Below are 21,024 nucleotides of genomic sequence, written 5' to 3' on the forward strand. Positions count from 1 at the left end.
AATCGCTGTCCAGAACACCCGACGCACAGCACGGGAAACAGGAATACGCATCATCACTCCAAGAAGTCAGAGTGTTGCGCTGACCCCTTGAGCCCGCGGCTCAAAGCATCCTATTAATCTCACTATCTCCTAACTTGCGTCGGGGCGAGGTGAAGACCCTGGGCCATGGCGTGGAGGATCTCCGCCTCGACCCGTGGCCAGTCGAAGAGGATCTGCCGGTAGTCGTAGCGCAGAACCGTGAAACCGAGGAGGGCGAGCCTCCGATCGTGCGCGATGTCTGCCCGCCGCTGCTCGGCCGTGGAGTGGGAGCTGAAGCCATCGCTCTGCAGTACGAGCCGCTGCCCGATCAGACCGTCGACGCGGTGCCCCGCGAGCATGACCTGCTGGCTGACCCGGATGTTGATGGCCGCGAGCCGGGAAACGGGCAGCGTCTCCAGGCCCGAATCGGCCAGCCCCGACGCGACCTCTCGCACGGCACGGGCCGCGGCACTGCGCAGGTGCAGCCTCGCGAGCGAGGCCTGGGTCACGAGCTTCTTGTTCAAAGCGGAGTCCCAGACGACGAGAGCGTTCTCGAACGGTTGGCACTCGGCGATGTGCACGAGGGCGTTCTCGATAGGTTCCACAAGTGCGAACCGGGCAACCGGTACCGGTCCCATACTCCAATGCACCCGCAGGGTTTCGGATGCCGGCACCGCCGTGTTTCTCGGCATGCTGACGTGGTTCATCCCGTCAGAGAGGTGCCACAGCTCAAGCTGCCGGGCAACGCTGAGGCACGCCACCCGCCCGCCGAGCGCAGCCGCGGCGCGCAGATCGGCTGGAGCCGTCGGCAGAGCGAGCCAATCACGGCGGATGCGTTCGCACTCGCCGCCGGCGATGCTCTGCCTAATCGAGTACCGGGTGAACCCCGCACGCAGCGCCTGAGCTGAGTGCGCAACGCCGTGGTGCCGGGCGAGCCAGATGCCGAGGTCCATCCGTATAGTGTCGTGGCGGCATCAGCTCCCGCGCAGAAACGATCTCGGCTGTCGAGAACTCGCCCCGTCGCGCCCCTGTGCACAACACGGCATGGCGCCGAAGGATGCGGTGTTCCGTCTAGGTCGCGCGGACGGGCGAGTCGGCGATGCGCGCCGTGACCTCGGCGACAGCGGCGCGCATCTCTCTGACCGAGGCGGGATCGTCGCCCTGTGCCTGCAGTTGCAGGTCCAGTGCGGCCAGCTGCTGCTGAAGGGCCGTCTGCACCTCCCCGGCCGAGCAGGTGTAAGCCAGATCGCTGACCAGTTGCAGAAACCTTCTCACCACCGAGGGGTCGTTGGCGCCGTAATGCCGCATCGGGGACAGCGCATCATGGATAGTGTCTGCCGCTGTGCGGGTAGCCGTCACCACCCGCAGGTTCCCGTCCGCATCGGCGAGGGCGCTGGGAAGCGCCGGCATCTGGAGCGTGCTGGCCACGATCGCGCTGAGGTGCCCGAGGGCATTCACGGCGGTGGTCGGGTCGTTGATGCCCGGCGACAGCGCGCGCACGCCGATGTCCACGATCTGCTGCACCCCGTAGTCGATGTCCTGCGCCGCGGTGCGTTCGTAGGCAATTGAGTACGCGCCGCGCACCGCATCCGCCACGTCGTCCGCGTCCGCCGGGTCCGTACCGTCCCCGGCCGGCCACCACACCATCAGTGGCGTGCCGGCGACGACGTTTTCCCCGACCCGCCTGACCTCCTGGAAGACAAGCGAGTGCGGGGCGGCGTAGGCCACCAGTGCCGCGTGGTCGCGGCCGGTGATGAAACCGCTCACCGCAGCCGTGACGGTGTGCGTCCCGACCGGGATCTGCATCGGCGAGGTATACGCCTGTGCGGCCTCATTGCCGGCACCGACGAGGTCGATGGTGCGGTTCGTTTCGGCGTGGATGTCCTTCAGCATCGTCTCCACCCGCAGCTGGGCGGCTAGGTGGGCGAGGAAGAAGACCAGCATGATGACGCTCACCAGGGTGAGCACGAACGCCGTCGTCACGGCGACCCGGGGTACGAACTCGGCGGCGTCATCCGTCGTCGCTCGCACCGACCGCAGCACCGTGATCGAGTATGCGAAGGTGCCGAGGAAAACAGCCAGGGTCGCGTGCACCTGCCGGTCCCTGGCGAACAACCGCAACACGCGGGGCGACGCCTGGCTGCTGGCCAGCTGCAACGCCACCACCGTGAGAGAGAAAGTCAGCGACGTCGCCGTGATCAACGAGCCGGCAATCGACGACAGCACCGACCGGGCCGTCTCTGCTCCCCCGTTGAATATCACCGAGTCCACGGCGGTGGGCAGTTCCGCGTCGATGAGCAGGTCAATGCGCGGAAGCACGAGCCCCAGCACCACAGCCAGTAGAATCGCCGCCACCGGGAGCGGCCACAACCGTGATTCCACCGACTCGGTCAGGCGCGCCCACCGGGCTCGACCAGCGCCTGAACCCCGCATCTCAGCCACAAATCACTCCCGCCGGGTCGGTTCTTCGGTGCACGTCCGGTCAGCATAGCAACCAGGTCTGATCGGGATTCCGGCCGTCGTAAGCCCGAAACGGGCGGTCTCGGCGCCCGCCCAACATCTAGGAACCAGGCGCATTCGGGTGTAGACGTGGTGCAGGGCAGCCAGATGCAGGCGCCACGATCGAGAGCAGGGTTCGGATGGTTGCGGCCACAACGGTGCTGGCGATCATCGTCATCTGGAGTGTGTTCTCGAGGCCGTTGGATCGACGGGGCATTACGTCGGCCCTCTTCTTCACCGTCGTGGGTTTCCTCGTCGGCACGTCGGCGCTCGGCTGGCTCGACATTGCCGTGGAATCCGAGGTCGCCGAGCTTGTGGCCGAGATCGCATTGGTGCTGCTCCTCTTCAGCGACGCCTCCCGCATCGACCTGCGGGCGCTCCGGCGAGAGCTCTCCTTGCCGACCCGCCTGCTGCTGATCGGGCTGCCGCTCACCATGATCGCCGGATCTGTGGTCGGTGCGCTCGTCTTCCCCGACATGGCGCTGGCCTCCGTGGTGCTGCTGGCCACGATGCTGGCCTCCACGGATGCGGCGTTAGGCCAGAAGGTCGTGTCCGACCCGGCCGTCCCCGGGCGGGTGCGGCAGTCCCTCGACGTGGAGAGCGGACTCAACGACGGCCTCGCCGTGCCGTTCTTCCTGGTCACACTCGCTATCGCCAACGCTGAGCTGGAGACCGACGTGCCCTCGGCGGTGATCAGCAGCATGGCCGCCCAGATCGGTTGGGGGCTCATCGGGGGCTTGGTCGCCGGCGCGCTGGGCGGGCTGTTGTTCCGCGCCGCCGACCACCGGGACTGGATCGGCCGGGAGTGGCGCCAGATCGTTCCCCTGGCGGCGGCGCTGCTGGCGTTCACCATCGCCGTGACACTCGGTGGCAGCGGATTCATCGCCGCCTTCGTGGGCGGCCTCGTGTTCGGCAGGTTCTCCGGCACGCGCGGGTCGGCCGTCACCTTGCTGGCCGAGGACTCTGGCGGCTTCCTCGCCGCCGTCACCTGGATCGGGTTCGGCGCGCTGGCCCTCACCCTGGCCTTCCCGTACATCACCTGGCAGGTCGTCCTCTACGCCGCGCTCAGCCTGACGCTGGTACGGATGATTCCGGTCACGATCGCCCTCGCCGGTCAGGGGCTGAAACGGCCCACGGTGGCGTTCATCGGCTGGTTCGGTCCGCGCGGGCTGGCTTCGCTGGTGTTCGCGCTTCTCGCCTTCGAGCGTGGTGTGCCCGAGGGGGACGTCGTGCTCACGACGGTTTTCGTCACCGTTGCGCTGAGCGTGATCCTGCACGGCCTCACGTCGGTTCCGCTGGTCGCCGCCTACCACCGCTGGTACACGGCGCACAGTGCGCAACATCCGGGCGCAGCAGAGGCGGTGCAGGCGACGATGTCCCGCCGCCGACGCCACCTCCCCGGTGCCCACGACGCCTAGCAGGGCCCCACCTTTTCCTCCACCGTCATGCGGCCGAGGAGGTCGGCGATGCGGTCGCCGATGAAACGTCACCGGCGTGTCAACGAGTATCGGCGCGCGGTGGGCCGTCAGCGAGCGGGCAGGCCGGCCAACGGAATCAGCTCCTGAATCCAGGCTTGGTACTGGCGAATCGTCTCGGCGTAGTCCTCTGCCACCCGGTCCAGGTCACTCTGGGAGGCGGCACCCGACGCGTCCGCGGTCATCAAATGCCGCCAGGACTCGAGCAACAGAACGATCTGGTCCGCCAGCGGCCAGCCACGGGCCAGGTGTTCGTTCGCTCCCGGCACGGCCACCATCACGGGCGCCCAATCAGCCATGGCCGTTTGCAGGCGCCGCCGGGCAGCCGATGTGGTGCGAAACATGTGTTGCGGGAACCCATGTTGCGCACAGAGCGCCATCAGGTTCGCCGTCACCTTGTCACGACTCACGGCGTCGTCCCAGACGCCGCTTTTCGGCGCGAAGTCGGGCTGTATCGACAGGGCGCGGAGATTCGCCAGATTTTCCTCATGATGCTCCGGGGTGAACCCGGGAATTCCAGCGGCATAGAGATCGGCTCCGACTACAGGGGCGAGGAGCATCCGTCCCACATCGTTCACGGTCTGGGCGAGACTGCGAAACGCCACCTTCGACATCCCGTCGTAGCGCAGCCTGTCCCGCGTCTCGGCACGTCTCTTGCTCCACGAATTGACGAGGCCGGCCGTCACGAACGCACCGACAACGCCGTACAGCGCGTCCCGGGAATTGCCGAAGTCCGCGGTGGCGTCTCGCAGCCAGCGCAGGTCGAAGAGGGCCGGGCTCAGCAGCAACCCGATTGCCGCGATGAGAAACCAGGTCTCGCGCCGGAATGCCCCACTCTTCACTGCCGTTTTCTCCCCCACGGTCGGCTCTTTTCTCATCTGTGCTCGTCACGGCCCGCTCCGCCCTGCCTGGGCACTCGCAGCCTACCGGCAGGTGGCAGCTATCCGATCGGCGCAAACCCGCGTACGGTCGCTCCATGGCGAACCTCATCGAGAAACTAGCGGAATCGGTGCCCTCCTGGGGTGCGAAACTGGCGTACGGCGAGAAGACCACGCTGGGCGGGCACGACCTGATCCCCGTCGCGCTCGTCGGCTTCGGCTTCGGCGGCGGCGAGGGCTCCAGCGAGATGCCCGACGGCGGCTTCGGCCCAGCCGGCATGGGCGTCGGGGAAGGCAGCGGCGGTGGTGGTGGCGGCTACGCGGTGCCGATCGGCGCCTATGTCGGCGGACCCGACGGGCTGGAATTCCGGCCCAACCGAATCGCCCTGATGGTGGTAACCGTGCCCGTGGTGGCGGCCGCCGGGTTGGCGCTCGCGCAGATCATCCGCGCGCTCAGAGGTGCCGCCCCGAGTTGAGCCGGTCTACGCCGGCGATTCGCCGAGCATCACTCAAGACCTCGCGATCTCCGCCTGACCCGGCGCATCCATCGCTGGGCCTTGTCCGGGGCGTGCGCGGCGCTCACTGCGCCCCCTGTCGGCGACCGCTACCGCTATAGCGGGCGCGGCCGCCCGTAGGAGGTGCAGTGAGCCGCCTGCCCTGTCACGCGGCGGGGTTCAGCGCCGCAATGGTGGCGGCGTAGCGCCCCTCGACCTCCGCGAACCGCAGGAACTTCACGGTATCAACGAGAATCTCCTGCGCGTCGGGCTGCGCTTCCAGAAGAGCCATAACCTCGTCGGCGAAGGCGTCCAGAGGCATGAAGTGCTCGTTCACCGAGTTGCCGGCCATCAGTTCGGTCTGCACGGCCGGCGGAACGAGCTCAATGACCTGCACGGATGTTCCGGCCAGCTGCATCCGAATGGTCTCGCTGTACTGGTGGATGAAGGCCTTGGTGCCGTTGTAGGTGGGGGTAAAGGCCAGCGGGGTGAAGGCGAGCCCTGACGAGACCGTCATCAGGGTGGCGTCTGGGCGGGTCTGCAGGTGCTCGATGAATGCGGCGACCAGCCGCAGCGGCCCGTTGATGTTGGTCTCGACGATGCGTTCAGCTACGGCCAGGAAACCAGCACCGCGCACATCCTCGGCGTTCATCACCCCGGCCATGGCGATGAGTACGTTCAGGTCGCTGTGCTCGGCCAGAATCTGGTCGCGGGCGGCCAGCACGGAGGCGGGGTCGGTGGTGTCGATGGTGACGCCCGACAGCCCGTGCTCGGCGGCGAGGCGCTGCAACACGTCGGCGCGGCGCCCGCCGATCACGACGGTATTGCCGGCGGCCCGCAATCGCAGGGCCAGGGCGAGTCCGATGCCCGAGGTGGCGCCGGGGATGAAGATGGTGTTTCCGGTGATGTTCATGACTCGAGTGTGTGCGGCGGCGACCGGATGCGGGAGAGGAGCCGTTGTCGTAGGACTGCCGGTCCCTGGAGAGCGGCGCGTCGGTGGCGGATGATGGACGCATGGACCAACCTGCTCTCGCCGATTTTCTCCGCTCCCGCCGGAGCGGGCTCCGCCCTGAGGACGTCGGCCTCCCCGCTGGGCCGCGTCGATTGGTCCCCGGGTTACGCCGCGAGGAGGTCGCCGCGTTGGCCGGGATGTCCGCGGACTACTACGTGCGGATGGAGCAGGCCCGCAGCCCGCAACCATCCGAACAGATGTTGGCGGCCCTGGCCCGGGCGCTGCGCCTGAGCAACGACGAGCGGGATTACCTGTACCGCCTCGCCGACCACAACGTGCCGGCGCGCACGCCACTGGACACGCACGTTGCCCCCTCCCTGATGCGGGTCTTCGACCGGCTCGAGGAGACCCCGGCGTTGATCCTTTCCAGCCTCGGTGAGACTCTGGCGCAGAACTGGCTGGGCGCGGCGCTTCTCGGCGACCACTCCCGGCACACCGGGCTGGCTCGCAGCAGCGTCTACCGGTGGTTCACCGACCCCACCGATCGGGAGATCTACCCGTTTGCCGACCGGCAGCGGCAGAGCCGGGCCCAGGTGGCCGGCCTCCGTGCGGCCTTCGGAGCGGCGGGCCAGCGCTCACGAGCGGGTGCGTTGGTGCGAGAGCTGAGCCGGGTGAGCGCAGAATTCACCGAAATCTGGGAACTGCAGGATGTGGCCACCCGCTTCCAGGACCACAAGACGCTGATCCACCCGGAACTGGGTCCGATTGAACTCGACTGCCAGACGCTCCTCACCGAGGACCGTGGTCAGGCGTTGCTCATCCTCACCGCGGCGCCGCGGAGCGAGGCCGCCGAGAAGCTGGCGCTCCTGGCCGTGCTCGGCCATCAGCGCTTCGCGCCGGCTCCCCCGACCGGCGGGCCAGCCCCCGAGTAGTGGTTTCGTGAGCTCGTTGGCGCTCACTGCGCCCTGTATGGCCGGGTGCACCTGCTGTAGAGGGCGCAACGGGCCATACGAGGTGCAGTGGTGCTCTCCACCGACGCCGACATGGACCGGCCGGTGTCAAAACCCCACCACCGCGTGTACCGTCATCGCCAACAGGAGGCTCGGTCGAGTCGTGAGGTAAGAGCGGAAGCACAGGGTTTCAGGCGGCTTTGTCCGAGGTTGCGCCAAGCAGACCGCGACTGGTCCCGACCGCCGCCGAGTCCCCGGTTGGCCCGACGACGCACCAACCTTGCGCACGGGACTAGTTCCTGAGGTCGACGGGCATCCTCTTCGGGCCAGAGGCCAGCATCAACGATCCGGGTCGGGTCCGCTCTCGTCGGGGCGAACCGGTCGCGAGGTATGCGCAGACGAATTCCTTCACCAACGCCCCGGCCCGGCCGGTGATGCGAATCGACCGAGGCCGGTCCGCCTTAGTGAGGAGCTGGATGATCGCCCTCTTCCGGCCGATGCTGATGCACTGAGCGCTGAAACCGACATCGAGCTTCGTCAGGCTCCCACCGCGCAGAACTGCCAGAACGTTGTCCGCCGCGTGGCCGCCAAGGGGCATGGCGATGGCGCAGCCCATCCGCAGGTGAGAACCCACGGACGACGGCGGGTGCACGGCGTCGCCGGCTCCGAAGATTTCAGGGTACGCAAGCGCACGGAGTTCCTCGTCGACCAGCAACCGGCCGATCGGGTCGACGTCGAGCCCGCTGCGTCGGGCTAGGTCGGGGACGGCGAAAGAGGCGGTCCAGACGGTGACGTCGCTGGGAAGAAGCGTGCCGTCAAGGAGTTCAACGGCATCGGCCTGGACCCGGCTGGCGCCGCTTCCTTCCATCACCTTGACTCCGAGCCTATTCAGCGAACGGAGGACGGACTTGCGGGAGGCCGCGGGGAGATGCGCGAGCACGGCGCCTCTCGACACCAGGGTGACCGACGCTGTCGGGTGCTGTTCCGCGAACTCAGCGGCGGCCTCCACACCCGTCGCCCCGCCCCCGACCACGACGATGCGCTGGCCGTCCGGGCCGGTGGCAAGCGCAAGGCGCGCGGTCTCCGCCCCGTCAGCGTTGCTCAGCAGGTGCGCGAACTCGTCCGCACCGGGTACTCCGAGCGCGGCCGTGCTCCCCACGGCGTAGACCAGGGTGTCATAGGGTTCGCTCGTGATCCCACCGCTGGTCGCGACGGAGAGCACCCGGGCAGGAGCGTCGATCCGCAGCACCGTGCCCAGGACGATCTCGATGCGGTCGTGCAGCATGTCGTCCAGTGGAATCGCGGCGCTCGTGCGCACCCCTGCGGCCACTTCGTGCAGGCGCACGCGTTCGATGAAGTCGGTGCGGGGATTCACCATTGCGACGCGCACCCGGCGGCCCTCGGCAGCCGTCAAGGACGCTTGCACCCGGTTTGCCGCGAGGATTCCGGCATAGCCGGCCCCGATGACGACAACCCTGTGCTCGGAACGTGTACTCATGCGGTCTCTTTCTCGAAAACGGGCGGGGTCACAAGTAATGACCGCCGCCTCCGCCGAAACGTGACACCTGGCGGCACTCGCGCGGGGCCCGTCACGAATCACCATTGGAAAGGGCGTAGCGGTAAGTTGATGCCGGATTGCACACCGAGCAGCACCGAACAGAGGATGCCGATGGGAGTTCCCAGTCGCGACGTTACCGCAGCAGAAATGGATGAGCTGGCGGCCGGGTTTGAGTCGATGCGCCCCCGGCTTTTCGGTATCGCCTACCGCATGCTCGGCAGCGCAGTGGAAGCAGAGGATGTCGTGCAGGACGCCTGGGTCAAGTGGCAGACGACCGACCGCTCGGGCATCCGCAGCCATCCCGCATTTTTGACGACGATGACGACCCGCCTCACGATCAACGTGGCGACGTCGTCGCGCATGCGTCGGGAGACCTACATCGGCCCGTGGCTGCCGGAACCGGTGTTTACCGGCGCCGATCCCGAACTGGGAGCGGAAAACGCGGAGGCCCTCGAAGTCGGGCTCCTGTTACTGATGGAACGACTGACCCCACAGGAGCGCGCCGTCTATCTGCTCCACGAGGCCTTCGGTTACACCTTCGGTGATATCGCCGCGGTAGTTGAGACCACGGAGGCCAACGCCCGCCAGCTCGCCCGGCGTGCCCGCCTGCACCTCAAGGAGCACAGCGATAACCGCGTAACCGTCGCGCAGAAGAACCGTCTGCTTCGCTCCTTCCTCGCCGCCGCTCAAGCCGGCGACCTGGAGGGCCTGCAGACTCTGCTCGCCGACGACATCGTCCTGTACTCGGACGGTGGTGGGAACGTCACCGCCGCGCGCCGGCCGGTCGAAGGTCCCGACCACGTGGCACGGTTCCTTCTCGGTACGGTTCAGAAACTACAGATGCATGTCGAGCTCCATGTCGCCGCAGTCAACGGCTCCGACGCCTTCGTGCTTCGAATGGATGGCGAGCCGTTCCTCGTCGGGGCCATTGGGGTCAGCACCCGCGGCATCGACCGGATCTTCTTCATCATGAACCCGGTGAAACTCGGCGCCGTGCGCAACGTCCCACTCGAGAGGCACCGGTCGTAGGCTGACAGCACGCGATGGAAAGGAGACCGCCATGGTCCAGACGACATCGGCAGTGACCCCGGCAGTGGCCGAGGTGATGGCCGAGCTGGCCGCGCTCGAGGACCCGCAGATCCGCGCGGTGAACCTCAACCACGGTGACGACCACGGGGTGAACCTCACCAAGCTGCGCGCGGTCGCCAAACGGCTCAAGACCCAGCCGGAGCTGGGCAGCGAGCTGTGGGCTACCGGGGACACCGCGGCGCGTCTGCTCGCCCTGCTGATCTGCCGGCCGAAGGCGGTCGAGCGGGATGAGTTGGATGCCATGCTGCGCGAAGCCGGCACACCCAAGGTGCAGGACTGGCTCGTGAACTATGTGGTGAAGAAGAACTCGCACGTCGAGGAGCTGCGCGTGCTCTGGTTCGCCGACGCCGACCCCGTGGTCGCCAGCGCCGGTTGGGCGCTGACCACCGAGCGGGTGGCCAAGTCCCCCGAGGGCCTCGACCTGGATGGGCTGCTCGAGCTCATCGAGGCCGAGATGAAGGATGCGCCGGAGCGCCTGCAGTGGGCGATGAACCACTGCCTGGCGCAGATCGGGATCGAGCATCCCGAGCACCGCGCTCGCGCCCTGGCCATCGGCGAGCGCCTGGAGGTACTCAAGGACTACCCGACGCCCCCTGGCTGCACCTCACCGTTCGCACCCATCTGGATCACCGAGATGGTCAGCCGCCAGAAGGCCAGACGACAGCCGGCTTCGAGTTGCGAGTCGAGCCGGCGGCAGCCCGGTTAGCGCCGCTCGACACCGATCGATCAGCCGCAGCGGTCCTGGGCTTGGGCGGTCTTCTTCCGGACTCGATTCCACGCGCTGCCGGCCTGGTGCGAGTGCAGCCGCACTGCACGTGTGGCACCTGCCGTCACCTGGAAGCTACCACCGCAGCTGAGCCGTGGGGATCGGGTTCAGAGTTCGTACCCGATGAGCCAGTGCAGTCCGTACCGGTCGATGACCTGGCCGTCGGACGCGCCCCACGGCTTGGGGGCGAGGGGATCAACTATCCTGCCGCCGACCGACAGTTTGTCGAACCAGTCGTGGAGAACCGCTGGTTCGGCAGTGCCCAGAAGGGCGAGGCTGGCGCCCTCGATCCGAAAGCTCTTCTCGCTCTCGGCCGCGTCGGAGCCGGCGAGAGCGACCCTGCCGCTGAGAACTCCGTGGGCTATGGCGTCCTCGGGGCCGTCACTCCGCCCAAAGTCCTGGTAGGTGTGCAGAGTGAGCTCGCCACCGAACACATCCGCGTAGAAGCCGAGAGCTTCACGCGCCGTACCGGGAAAACTCAGATAGAGCAGTGGCCCTGACATGCGCAGATCCTATCTACGCCCCGCGAACAGGGCGTGCAGCAGCGGAATGACCGACCCGATCATCAGGACTGCGCCGAGAACCGCATCGTCACCGCGGAGCACCGCGCCGGCGATGAGCAGGGCTCCGAACAGCACCGCCGACACCACTCGGCCGGCGGTGCGCTCCAGGCGCGCGACCCGCCGCTCGAGGCCCGGGCTCGTCACCGCCACAGTGCCGTCCCCGAGGCGGGTGACGATCGCGTCCAACCGCTTCGGCAGTGCCCAGGCGATACCGGCGTTCTCCAGCGCCTGTTTGCCGAAGTCCTGCACCACGTTGCCGCCCTCGTCGCGGATCAACTGCGACGCGTAGGGCTCCACCGAATCCCAGAGGTTGAACGCGGGGTTCAGCGAACTGCAGACCCCGGAAGTGAGCGACATCGCCCGGATGATCAGCAGAAAGTTCTCCGGCAGCTGGAACGGCAGCGCCCGCACGACATCCCCGAACTGGATGGCGAAGTCGCGGAACTCCCGCGGGTCCACCTCGCGCAGCTCAGCGAAGCCCATGCCGCCGAAGCGGGCGAAGAGCTGCTTCATCGCCTTCTCCAGCTCGGAGGTTTCGGCCGAGGGCAGCAGCACGCCCAGGTCGCGGGCCGCATTGACCATGCCCGTGCCGTCGCGCGAGGCGGCCGCGATGAGCATCTTCCGCAGTCCGCGGCGGGTGCTCGTGGGGACCTCACCCATCATGCCGAAGTCGATGAACGTCAGTCTCCAGCCGCGGCCGCTCGGATCGTCCGGCATCGGGGTGACGAAGATGTTGCCCGGGTGCGGGTCGGCGTGGAAGAACCCGTTGGTGAACAGCTGGTCGAACATCACGGCGGCGAAGACCGGAGCCACCTGCGCCGGGTCGATGCCCGCAGCGTCCAGCGCATCCGTGTCGGTGATCTTGATCGCCGTCACGTCTTCTAGAGTGAGCACGCGTCGGGTGGTGCGCTCCCAGACGATCTCGGGCACGCTCACCCGCTCGTCGTCGGCGAAGTCCTCCGCGAACCGCACGGCGCTGGTGGCCTCGTGCAGGTAGTCGATCTCCTCGAGGCAGGTCAGCGCGAATTCCTCGATCAGTGCCGGCGCATCCACCCGGTCGGAGACGAGGCGCACGTGGCTGAGCCAGCCGCTCACCCTGCGTAACGCCGCCAGGTCGACGTCGACGATGGCGTCGATGCCGGGCCGTTGAACCTTGATCACCACACCGTGCAGGCCGGTGTCGGCGGCATCGAGCGGGGCGAGCCGCGCACGATGAGCCTGACCGAGCGATGCCGCCGCCACCGGCGTCTCGTCGACCCACGCGAACGCCCGTTCCAACGGCATGCCCAGCTCAGCCTCGGCGAGCGCCCGGATCGCCGGGAAGGCAACCGGCGGCACCTCGTCCTGCAGTCCCTCGAGTTCGGTCGTGATCTCAGGCGGCAACACGTCCAGCCGGGACGACAGGAACTGGCCGACCTTGATCATCAGCCCGCCCAGGTCCACGGCGAGCACGTGGAAGCGTTGCGCGAAGCGGCGCATCCGCTTGGCGCGGGTGCGCTCGGCGACCCGCGCGAGCCCGATACGCGGCAGCAGCAGCTCGTAGAACCACGTGACGGCGAGGTTCCAGCCGGCGAATCGAAGGATGCGGCGGTACCGCGCACGGGTGTCCCCCGCGCCGGGGTTCACGCGCATTCGGACCCGGCGACCCGGCGTCACCCGCTAGTCCTGGGCGAGGATTGAGTAAATCCGGCGACGTGCCTCGTCGATGGCCGCAACAGCCTGCTGGATCTGCTCCGGGGTGCCGGTGCGACCGACCTGGGCGGCGGCCTGCGCGAGTTCGAATCCGGCCTTGGGCAGAGCGGTGAACTTGGCGTCCTCCGCCTCGGTCTCCGGCGCCCACGGCGCCTGGCCGGCAGAGGTGGTGGCCTCGGCGCGGCCCGCGTCGGTGAGCGAGTAGGTCTTGCGACCGTTGGACTCCTCCGCGCTGATCAGCCCCTCGTCGGCCAACAGCTGCAGCGTCGGGTACACCGAGCCGGCGCTGGGCTTCCAGGAGCCGCCGCTGCGTTCCTCGATTTCGTGGATGATCTGGTAGCCGTGCATCGGCTGTTCGACGAGCAGAGCGAGAACCGCAGCACGCACGTCACCGCGGCCCATGCGGGTGCCCGCGCGCTTCTCGAACTTAGAGCGCAGCTGCTCCATCGCTTGCCACATGCCGTCGACGGGATTGCCGCCGCCGAACCCGCCAGTGGGGAATGAATTGCCCATGATGACCTCCTCAGTGAAACGCTAACGATACTCAACGATATAGTCAGGCGCGGGCAACCGATAGGGATCGGAGGGTGTCAGACTCGACTCTCAGCGAACTCTCGCATAAGCGCAGAATCTAGGATGGTCGGATGCAGTTCTCCCTGTGGGTGGCCCTTGTCGGCGCGGGCGCCTTGATCAGCTTCACGCCTGGCGCGGGGGCCATCAACACCATGAGCAACGCCCTGAATGCGGGCTTTCGCCGTTCGATCTGGGGCATCCTCGGCCAGCAGGCCGCGTTGCTCATCCACATCGTGATCGTGGCACTCGGTGTGGGTCTGCTCGTGGCCAGTTCGCCGCTCGCGTTCAACGTCATTCGTTACGCCGGTGCCGCCTACCTGGTTTACCTGGGCGTCCGGCAGCTTCTGGCGAAGCCGGAGCTCGATTCCGCACAGACCAGAGCTTTGAGCGATGAGCCGCGTTCGTCGATGTTCCGACGCGGGCTGTGGGTGAACATGCTCAACCCCAAGGCGATCGTATTCTTCTTGGCGTTCCTGCCCCAGTTCATCCGGGTCGATCGGCCGTTGCCGGCCCAGTACCTGATCGTGGCCGCCACCGTCGTTGTGATCGACATTCTGGTGATGTGGTTCTTCTTCGCCGTTGCGGCGCGCTCATTCCAGCGATTCACCCGCGACGCTCGGGGTCAGCTGGTGGTGAACCGGGTCTTCGGCGTGCTCTTCATGGCCGTCGGCGTGCTGCTCGCGGTCATCCACTGAGGTCTCGGGCCGTCGGCGGTTGATGCCGGCCCGCCGTTAGGGTGAGCACATGCGATGGGGTCGAACCTATTTCGCCGTGCAGGCGATTGCCGGTGCCGCGTGGTGGTTCGCCGTGTTCGCGTCTCCCCCGGTGCGCGACGTGACCCTCGGCGGCCTCAACCCGATCCTTGTCGCCGCCGTCGACATCCCTATCTTCGTCGGAGCCTCGGCGCTGGCGGCGCTGGGCGTGCGGGGCGCCGCGGTGGTGAGCACTGCATGGACCGGCATCGTCGCCATCGCGCTCGCGGGGTATGCCACGGTCAGCACCGAAGCCGGCTGGGGCGTGGCCATCATGGCGGCGGCCACCGCCGGGTCCGCGTTCGCGCTGTGCCTCGTGGCACTCGGGCGCATCCCCACCGAGTGGATGATTCGGGGCCCGTTCGCCTTCCGGCCCGCCGCCGTGCGCTCTGCCGCGGCGTCCCACGTGGTCTCGACCTTCTCGCAGATAGCGGTCTTCTGGGGCCTGTTCCTCGTGGTGATCCCGCTCATCGCCGCGGTCCTCGAGCGCCGCTGGGCAATCGCCCTGCAGTTCCCGGCGTTCACCGTCCCCCTCGGCGTAGCCGTGTTGATGGCCGCCAGTGCTCTGGGCATCTGGTCGGCCATCGTGATGTCGACGCTGGGAGACGGCACACCGTTGCCCTCGGCGATGCCGAACAGCCTGGTCATCGCCGGACCGTACCGCTGGGTGCGCAACCCGATGGCGGTCTCCGGCATCGTGCAGGGTGTTGCGGTCGGCCTCATCCTCTCGTCGTGGCTGGTCCTTGTCTATGCGGTCGCCGGCTCGCTGCTCTGGAACTACGCCATCAGGCCGCACGAAGAGGCCGACCTCGAACAGCGCTTCGGCGCCGAATTCCGCCGGTATCGTGATGCGGTGCGGTGCTGGCTTCCCGGAGCGCCGGTGTCGCCGTCCCGCCCGTGAGTTAGGAAGGACGGGCGGCGAGTACGCAGAATTCGTTGCCCTCGGGGTCGGCGAGGACTACCCAGGAAGCACCATCCTGGCCGACGTCGGCACGGCTCGCACCTAGCGCGATCAGCCGCTCGACCTCAGTCGTCTGGTGGTCGGGGACGAAGTCCAGGTGCAGGCGGTTCTTCACGTTCTTCTCTTCGGGAACGGCGGCGAACAGCAGCGTGGGATGGGCTCCCTCCGCGGGTGCGATCTCCAACTCATCGTCGTTCTCGCCCACCACAACCCAGCCCAAAGCGTCTCGCCACCACAGCCCAAGCGCCTTCGGGTCGCGGCTGTCGATGACGACTTCTTCCCACATCAGTGACATGCCCATAGAGTACCCGGGCGATTACTCGACGCACCGGCGCCCCGCTGCGCAGTAATGTGGACTCCATTGCCGTCGCCCTGCACCAGGACGACACCCCGATCCAAGGAGAACCAGATGTCGGTCGGCTTGCTCGCCGTAGTCGATGACATTCTTACCGCCGCCCTCAAGGCGAGCGCTAAGACCGCCGGCGTCGTCATCGACGACGCGGCCGTCACCCCGCAGTACGTTCAAGGGCTGACGCCGGCGCGGGAGCTGCACGTTGTCTGGCGGATCGCCCTGGGCAGCCTGTTCAACAAGTTCGTCATCATCATCCCCCTCGCGCTTCTGCTCTCCGCATTCGCGCCCTGGGTGTTGCCGTTCCTGTTGATCCTCGGCGGCACCTACCTGTGCTTCGAGGGTGCGGAGAAGGTCACCGAGTGGTTCGGCGTGCATCACGCCGTCGCCGAGACCGAATCGCGGGACGAGAAGAAGCTGGTCTTCGGCGCCATCCGCACCGACCTCATCCTCAGCACCGAGATCATGCTCATCGCCCTGGCCAGTCTCGACCCCGACTTCGGCATCTGGATGACGCTCGGCGCTCTGGTGGTCATCGGCCTTGGCATGACGCTGCTCGTCTACGGCGCTGTCGCGCTGTTGGTGAAGATCGACGACATCGGGCTGTCCATGATGAAGAACTCCGCACGCCAGGTGCGCCGCACCGGCGCCCGCATCGTGGCAGCGATGCCCGCCGTGTTCAAGGTGATCAGCATCATCGGAACCGTCGCCATGCTGTGGGTGGGTGGTCACCTGGTGATCACCAACCTGGCCGAAACCTTCTGGCACGGCCCCTATGACGTGCTGCACGCCGTGACGCACGCTGCCGAAGCCGCTGGACCCGTCATCGTCTGGGTCACCGACACGGCGATGTCGGCCGTGTTCGGGGTCATTCTGGGCATGATCGTTGTCGGAATCGTTCTCGGCGTGTCGCGCCTGCTCAAGCGAAACCAGCCGGAGAGCGCCGCGCACTGAGGCGAGGCCACAACCTCGAGGTCGGCCTGTTCGTCCTTGCCCCTTATCACGCGGGTCTCACGCAGGAGAGTCGAAGCCGGCCGGGCACGCTAGCCGGCTAGGCCAGCGTCGGCTGCAACAGCCCCTCGAGGCGCCGGTAGCTGGTCTCCATGCCGTCGGTCATGCCGGTCGCCAGAACCGCGTCACGCTGCTCAGCGTTGGCGTAGGTGATGACGAGTGCGAGCAGGGTTCCGCCCTCCACTTCCGTGAGGGTCAGCTCGTTGAGCGTTGGCGGGAAGTCCATCCCGATCATCGCTTCGGTCGTGACCGCGCGGTACGGCGCCTCCGACTCGAGCAGCTCGCCGGTGAAGCCGAATCGCTCGTCGCCACCATCCCGCTGCCACTCGTAGCGGTAGCTGTCGCCGACGGTGGTCGCGATCTCGCACACGGGCATCGACCAACCGTCCGGACCGAGCAGCCATTGCTGCATGAGGGCGGCATCGTTGTGCGCACGCCACACCTGGTCGACGGTGCCGCGGATGACCCGAGCCACCCGCACCTGGGTGTCGCTGAGTATCTGCGCCTGCGCCCCGCACTCGGCGGCGAAGGATGCCAGGTCGGCCAGCACCTGGTCGATCTGGGCCATGGCCTCGCGGGTGCCCTCGAGCATGCCCATTTCGATGAGCTGCTGCATCTGCTCGAGCGAGTCGAAGCGCGACGTCGTCGTTAGGCGGCTGCCGCTGCTGGTCTCCTCGAACGCGAAGTCCATCCGGGTGGTCGGGAGGTCGGGGTTCGGCACTCCTGCCGCATCCGAGAACCTGTCGAGCACCTCGAACGTGTGCGGAGCGTCGGCCGAGGTCCAGTCCCAGCAGCCGTAGTGCACGTCGCCTTCTGGCCCGGTCATGGCATAGACGCTGCGTCCGCCGGCCACGGCGTCGTGCCGGAGGAACGTGGCCGGATAGGTCGGTGGACCCCAGAACCGCTCGATCTGGCGCGGGTCGGTGTAGGCATCCCAGAGCCGGCGGAGTGGGGCCGTGAAGTCGGCGACGATTGTGATGGTGAGCTGGTCGAGGTCTTTCTCGACAGTGGTGACGGGCATGATGTTCCCTTCGTTTAGGTGTCGGGTGGAGCCGGGTCGTCTTCAGCGAGCAGGATGTCGAGGCGGTCGATGCGCGACCGCCAGAGGTCTTCGAAGCGGTCGAGCAGGCGCTGCGCCTCGCGGATGCGGTCGGGGTTTCCCCGCACCCTCCGCTCACGACCACGCGGTTCTTTGGTCACGAGCCTGGCCTCCTCCAACACTGCAACGTGCTTCTGAACTGCCGCGAACGACATTTCATAGGAATCCGCCAACTGCGATACCGAGACATCGGCGACCAGCGTGCGCCGCACGATATCCCGCCGCGTCGCGTCCGCGAGGGCGCGGAAGAGGCGGTTTACGTCCTGATCGGAATACTCTAATACAACCATTTGATTGTATGATATGCGACGAAAACGAATCCCGCAACCACTCGGGCCTGCTGAGCCGGATCGGACGGTCCGCTTCGATTTCGGCCGCGAGGTCCAACACCCGTGCGAGAATTTTTTTCCTGTCGGATGTGTCAGGAATATCGACCAGTGCTTGCCTAGCCGCCGGTGAACATCTCCACGGCCGTCTCGGCATTCGCCTCTGAGCAGGCGTCCGACATGTCCTCGAGAGCACTGACCCATTCCGCGGACCCGATTCCAGATGTTCCCATGGCACCTAGGTCGATCGCCGGCGCAACGTTCTTCAGCGCGTCGGCCGCTTCGCTGACCGCGCCATCTCCGCTGGTGGGCACGCCATCCAGTACCCGCGTGGCAAGCCGGTACCAACCTTCTTGTTCCTGGGCCGCAATCCGACCGTCGCGAAGTCCAGCATCGGCGTTCGAGGTAATCGTCAGAACGTCATTGAACCCGGTACACGTCATGGTGTCGGTAGTGGATGTCGCGGAGGGCTGCGCCGCGGAAGGGGCCGTTTCAGAGCCGGTGCAACCGGACATGGCCAGCGCACCCACCAGTGCTGATGCTGCGATGACAATTTGACGACGACGCATCGGGCCTCCCCAGGACTCACGAACAACGTCACCCTACCGGACCTGCGAACGCTACGGTCAGCGTCGGACGCTGTACTGGTGCTCGGGGCGCCCCGTCGACCCGTAGCGGAGGGTCACTTCGACTTCACCGCGGGTTGCCAGCGCCGCGAGGTGCCTCTGCGCCGTCGCGCGAGACAGACCGGCGCGACCGGCGATCACGCTGGAGGACGATTCGCCGTCCTGGAGCATTTCAATAATCAGCTTCTCGGTGGTGGAACGCGAGGTGGAGGCCACTCCCCCGTCCCGGCCATGCAGCACCCGCTGAGCCCGTTCGATGGCGTCCTGGTCAAGTTGGCGGTCTTCTGCCACCAGGTTGCGAAACCGGCGATAGGCATCCAGCCGCTCGTTCAGCCTGGCGGGCTCGAACGGTTTGATGAGGTAGTCCAACGCCCCCGCGCGGAACGCACGGCGGACGGTGGCGCCATCGGACGCCGCACTGATCATGACCGCGTCGACGTCGATCTCGGCGACGAAGGCGATGCCTTCGCCGTCGGGGAGGTAAACGTCGCAGAGGACGAGGTCGGGCCGAAAATCACGCATCGCCGCGCGGGCGGCGCGCACTCCCCGCACTGGTTCAAGAGCGGTATAGCCGGGGCGCGCCGCGACGATGTCGCGATGAAGGCCACCGACATGGAAGTCGTCGTCGACGACGAGCACGTGAATCGTATCGGGCATCAGTCTTCTCCTTGTCGGGGGCGGGTCGGTGCCCGCATGACCCCGGGCAGTCGGGCGCAGAACACGGCACCGCTTCCGTCGTGACCGCCGGCGTCGGCAAGCCATACCTCTCCGCCGAGACGCGCGGCGATGTCGCGGACCAACGGCAGACCGATGCCCCGCCCATGCACCGCGTCCGGGTCGAGGTCGGTTCGCGGAACGTCGCTGAACACGCGAGCGCCGTTCGCCACCCCCTGCCCGGAGTCGGACACCGTCATGACGAGAGTGTCGGCGTCGTCGAGCAACTCCACGTCTACCCAGCGCGGCTGCTGACCGTACACAGCCGCGCTCACGGCGTTGTCCACGAGGTTGGCGAGCACGGTGGCCACATCCTCGGGCAGAGAGACGACTCCCCGCACCAGCGAGTCCGCCCCCACGGTCAGGTGCACGCCCCGTTCACCGGCTTGCGCGGTCTTCGCTTCCAGAAGCGACACCAGGAAGGGCTCGGTCAGGTGCTCACCGGTGGACGGACCGCCGGCGGTGCGGGACGCCTCCAACACGTCGTCGAGGTAGTCCCGTGCGTCGGGCACGCGGCCCGCATCCATCAGACCGGCCGTCACGTGCAGCCGGTTCGCGAACTCGTGGCGCTGCACCCGAAGAGCATCCGTCATCGACGCCACGGTTTCGAGGCGATCCGTGAGGGTCACGACGTCGGTCCGGTCGCGGATCACCGCGATCAGGCCCAGGTCCCGATTCGCGTGCGACACCGGGTGGGTGTCGATGTAGACCACATGGTTGGCGAGCACGACCGGTTCGGCCGCATCCGGTCCCCGGCCACCCGTCGCCGACAGCTTCCGCTCCCCGGCCAGGGCAGCGATCACCGGCCCGGGCAGGGCGAGGTCGTGGATCCGGCGTCCGACTAGGTCGGGGATGCCCAGCAATCTCGCGGCCGTTGTGTTGGCGACGGTCACGACGTCGTCCGGGCCCCACGCGAGCACCCCTTCCCCGACGCCGTCGAGCACCGCAGCCTGGTTCTGGACCAGCGCGGACAGCTCTTCGGGCTGAAGGCCGAGGGTGAGGTGCTCGAGGCGGCGGCGGAGGACGAACGACACGACAGCGCCCAGTGCCAGGGCAACGACGGCGGCCAGCGCGACGCCCCCGAGCAGGAGGGGAAGCTCTTTGAAGACACTGCTCGGGGCGAACCCGACGCTCACCTCACCGGTCGGTTCATCGGTGACGGGGTCGCGAACCGGCACTTTGGCGCGAGCGGACTCGCCGAGGGTGCCGGCTTCCCAGGACACCGTCTCGCGTCCGGCCAGAGCTTCGGCGAAGCTTGTGCTGACCTCCGCTCCGAGCAGCTGCGGATCGGGGTGTGCGAGCCGGATTCCGTGATCATCGGTGATCACGATGAACAGCGCGCCGGTATTGGCCTCCGCGGCTGCCGCCAGAACGGAGAGCGGTCCGCCGCGGAGGCTCGCGTTCGTCGGCGTTCCGGTGTCGGCAGACGCGCGGGCGACATCGGCGCGCACATCGGAGTCGGCGGCGACCGTGCGTGCGATCGACAGCGCGGAGGTCTCGGCTTCGGCCCGGAGCTGTTGCACGCCGATGGCGACGAAGACACCGGTGCAGATCGCGACGATGACGGTCACGCAGGCGAGCTGCCACAGCAGCATCTGCGTCGAGAACCGCACCTTCGCCTCCTTGCGGCGCATCGAGCACAATGCGCAGAACTAACGATATGCGCAATACGTGCAGCA

22 protein-coding genes are annotated in these 21,024 nt (G+C 67.3%); 8 read left to right on the forward strand and 14 right to left on the reverse strand.

Going from position 1 to position 21,024, the window contains the following annotated elements; all coding sequences use genetic code 11:
* Positions 1-122: 122 nt before the first annotated feature.
* Both E3O60_RS00360 and E3O60_RS00365 read right to left on the reverse strand, forming a co-directional pair.
* Positions 123-971, reverse strand: a complete 849-nt coding sequence (locus E3O60_RS00360) for an endonuclease domain-containing protein (RefSeq protein ID WP_134496741.1) — start codon at positions 969-971, stop codon at positions 123-125.
* Between the two features lie 118 nt (positions 972-1,089).
* Entirely contained in the window at positions 1,090-2,451 is a 1,362-nt protein-coding gene (locus E3O60_RS00365; RefSeq protein ID WP_255455305.1) for a DUF2254 domain-containing protein, read from the reverse strand.
* Positions 2,452-2,657: 206 nt separating this feature from the next.
* Here E3O60_RS00365 and E3O60_RS00370 point away from each other — a divergent pair, with 206 nt between their 5' ends.
* The gene (locus E3O60_RS00370) at positions 2,658-3,935 is read left to right on the forward strand and encodes a sodium:proton antiporter (protein WP_088455842.1); all 1,278 of its coding nucleotides are present in this window, start codon (positions 2,658-2,660) and stop codon (positions 3,933-3,935) included.
* Positions 3,936-4,042: 107 nt separating this feature from the next.
* Here the strand turns inward: E3O60_RS00370 and E3O60_RS00375 are convergent, their stop codons facing one another.
* Positions 4,043-4,852, reverse strand: coding sequence for a hypothetical protein (locus E3O60_RS00375; RefSeq protein WP_134408575.1), 810 nt, complete (start codon positions 4,850-4,852; stop codon positions 4,043-4,045).
* Between the two features lie 116 nt (positions 4,853-4,968).
* Between E3O60_RS00375 and E3O60_RS00380 the strand changes: the two genes are divergently transcribed.
* A complete protein-coding gene (locus E3O60_RS00380) occupies positions 4,969-5,346 on the forward strand; it encodes a hypothetical protein (RefSeq protein ID WP_088455840.1) in 378 nt (125 codons plus the stop codon).
* A 184-nt stretch (positions 5,347-5,530) separates the two neighbouring features.
* Here the strand turns inward: E3O60_RS00380 and E3O60_RS00385 are convergent, their stop codons facing one another.
* Complete coding sequence (locus E3O60_RS00385; RefSeq protein WP_103461063.1) at positions 5,531-6,277, reverse strand: SDR family oxidoreductase; 747 nt, start codon at positions 6,275-6,277, stop codon at positions 5,531-5,533.
* A 101-nt stretch (positions 6,278-6,378) separates the two neighbouring features.
* Here E3O60_RS00385 and E3O60_RS00390 point away from each other — a divergent pair, with 101 nt between their 5' ends.
* A complete protein-coding gene (locus tag E3O60_RS00390; protein ID WP_134496745.1) occupies positions 6,379-7,248 on the forward strand; it encodes a helix-turn-helix domain-containing protein in 870 nt (289 codons plus the stop codon).
* A 310-nt stretch (positions 7,249-7,558) separates the two neighbouring features.
* On the opposite strand, the gene E3O60_RS00395 is transcribed toward E3O60_RS00390, so the two are convergent.
* Positions 7,559-8,764, reverse strand: a complete 1,206-nt coding sequence (locus tag E3O60_RS00395) for an NAD(P)/FAD-dependent oxidoreductase (RefSeq protein ID WP_166788931.1) — start codon at positions 8,762-8,764, stop codon at positions 7,559-7,561.
* Positions 8,765-8,971: 207 nt separating this feature from the next.
* Here E3O60_RS00395 and E3O60_RS00400 point away from each other — a divergent pair, with 207 nt between their 5' ends.
* Together E3O60_RS00400 and E3O60_RS00405 are read left to right on the forward strand one after the other, a co-directional pair.
* Positions 8,972-9,853: an RNA polymerase sigma-70 factor gene (locus tag E3O60_RS00400; RefSeq protein WP_240632429.1), complete on the forward strand. Its 882-nt coding sequence runs from the start codon at positions 8,972-8,974 to the stop codon at positions 9,851-9,853.
* Between the two features lie 31 nt (positions 9,854-9,884).
* Positions 9,885-10,619 (forward strand): DNA alkylation repair protein, encoded by a 735-nt coding sequence (locus tag E3O60_RS00405; protein WP_134496749.1) that lies wholly within the window; start codon positions 9,885-9,887, stop codon positions 10,617-10,619.
* 167 nt (positions 10,620-10,786) lie between these two features.
* Here the strand turns inward: E3O60_RS00405 and E3O60_RS00410 are convergent, their stop codons facing one another.
* Genes E3O60_RS00410 through E3O60_RS00420 form a run of 3 tightly spaced genes read right to left on the reverse strand, consistent with a single transcriptional unit; the run spans position 10,787 to position 13,447 of the window.
* Positions 10,787-11,182, reverse strand: a complete 396-nt coding sequence (locus E3O60_RS00410) for a VOC family protein (protein ID WP_134408569.1) — start codon at positions 11,180-11,182, stop codon at positions 10,787-10,789.
* A gap of 9 nt (positions 11,183-11,191) precedes the next feature.
* Positions 11,192-12,874, reverse strand: a complete 1,683-nt coding sequence (locus E3O60_RS00415; RefSeq protein ID WP_134408568.1) for an AarF/ABC1/UbiB kinase family protein — start codon at positions 12,872-12,874, stop codon at positions 11,192-11,194.
* A gap of 27 nt (positions 12,875-12,901) precedes the next feature.
* Positions 12,902-13,447, reverse strand: a complete 546-nt coding sequence (locus E3O60_RS00420) for a PadR family transcriptional regulator (protein WP_088455833.1) — start codon at positions 13,445-13,447, stop codon at positions 12,902-12,904.
* Positions 13,448-13,578: 131 nt separating this feature from the next.
* Here E3O60_RS00420 and E3O60_RS00425 point away from each other — a divergent pair, with 131 nt between their 5' ends.
* Together E3O60_RS00425 and E3O60_RS00430 are read left to right on the forward strand one after the other, a co-directional pair.
* Positions 13,579-14,202 (forward strand): LysE family transporter, encoded by a 624-nt coding sequence (locus tag E3O60_RS00425; RefSeq protein ID WP_134496751.1) that lies wholly within the window; start codon positions 13,579-13,581, stop codon positions 14,200-14,202.
* A gap of 49 nt (positions 14,203-14,251) precedes the next feature.
* Positions 14,252-15,160 carry an isoprenylcysteine carboxylmethyltransferase family protein gene (locus E3O60_RS00430; protein ID WP_134496753.1) on the forward strand — a complete coding sequence of 303 codons (909 nt, stop codon included), beginning with the start codon at positions 14,252-14,254 and terminating at the stop codon, positions 15,158-15,160.
* 1 nt (position 15,161) lies between these two features.
* Here E3O60_RS00430 and E3O60_RS00435 read toward each other — a convergent pair whose 3' ends face one another.
* On the reverse strand, positions 15,162-15,515 hold the full coding sequence (locus tag E3O60_RS00435; protein ID WP_134408566.1) for a VOC family protein: 354 nt from the start codon (positions 15,513-15,515) through the stop codon (positions 15,162-15,164).
* A gap of 114 nt (positions 15,516-15,629) precedes the next feature.
* Between E3O60_RS00435 and E3O60_RS00440 the strand changes: the two genes are divergently transcribed.
* Positions 15,630-16,523, forward strand: a complete 894-nt coding sequence (locus tag E3O60_RS00440) for a DUF808 domain-containing protein (protein ID WP_134496755.1) — start codon at positions 15,630-15,632, stop codon at positions 16,521-16,523.
* A gap of 97 nt (positions 16,524-16,620) precedes the next feature.
* Here E3O60_RS00440 and E3O60_RS00445 read toward each other — a convergent pair whose 3' ends face one another.
* From E3O60_RS00445 to E3O60_RS00465, 5 genes are all read right to left on the reverse strand, one after another.
* Positions 16,621-17,601: an SRPBCC family protein gene (locus tag E3O60_RS00445; protein WP_134496757.1), complete on the reverse strand. Its 981-nt coding sequence runs from the start codon at positions 17,599-17,601 to the stop codon at positions 16,621-16,623.
* A 14-nt stretch (positions 17,602-17,615) separates the two neighbouring features.
* Positions 17,616-17,969, reverse strand: a complete 354-nt coding sequence (locus E3O60_RS00450; protein ID WP_134496759.1) for a helix-turn-helix transcriptional regulator — start codon at positions 17,967-17,969, stop codon at positions 17,616-17,618.
* 155 nt (positions 17,970-18,124) lie between these two features.
* Entirely contained in the window at positions 18,125-18,574 is a 450-nt protein-coding gene (locus tag E3O60_RS00455; protein WP_134496760.1) for a hypothetical protein, read from the reverse strand.
* 57 nt (positions 18,575-18,631) lie between these two features.
* Positions 18,632-19,288, reverse strand: a complete 657-nt coding sequence (locus E3O60_RS00460; RefSeq protein ID WP_088455825.1) for a response regulator — start codon at positions 19,286-19,288, stop codon at positions 18,632-18,634.
* The gene (locus E3O60_RS00465) at positions 19,288-20,958 is read right to left on the reverse strand and encodes an ATP-binding protein (protein WP_370294264.1); all 1,671 of its coding nucleotides are present in this window, start codon (positions 20,956-20,958) and stop codon (positions 19,288-19,290) included. Before E3O60_RS00465 ends, E3O60_RS00460 begins: the two co-directional genes overlap by 1 nt.
* Positions 20,959-21,024 lie beyond the last annotated feature (66 nt).

The sequence above is a fragment of the Cryobacterium sp. TMB1-7 genome (genome assembly GCF_004402435.1).
Lineage (GTDB): Bacteria > Actinomycetota > Actinomycetes > Actinomycetales > Microbacteriaceae > Cryobacterium > Cryobacterium zongtaii.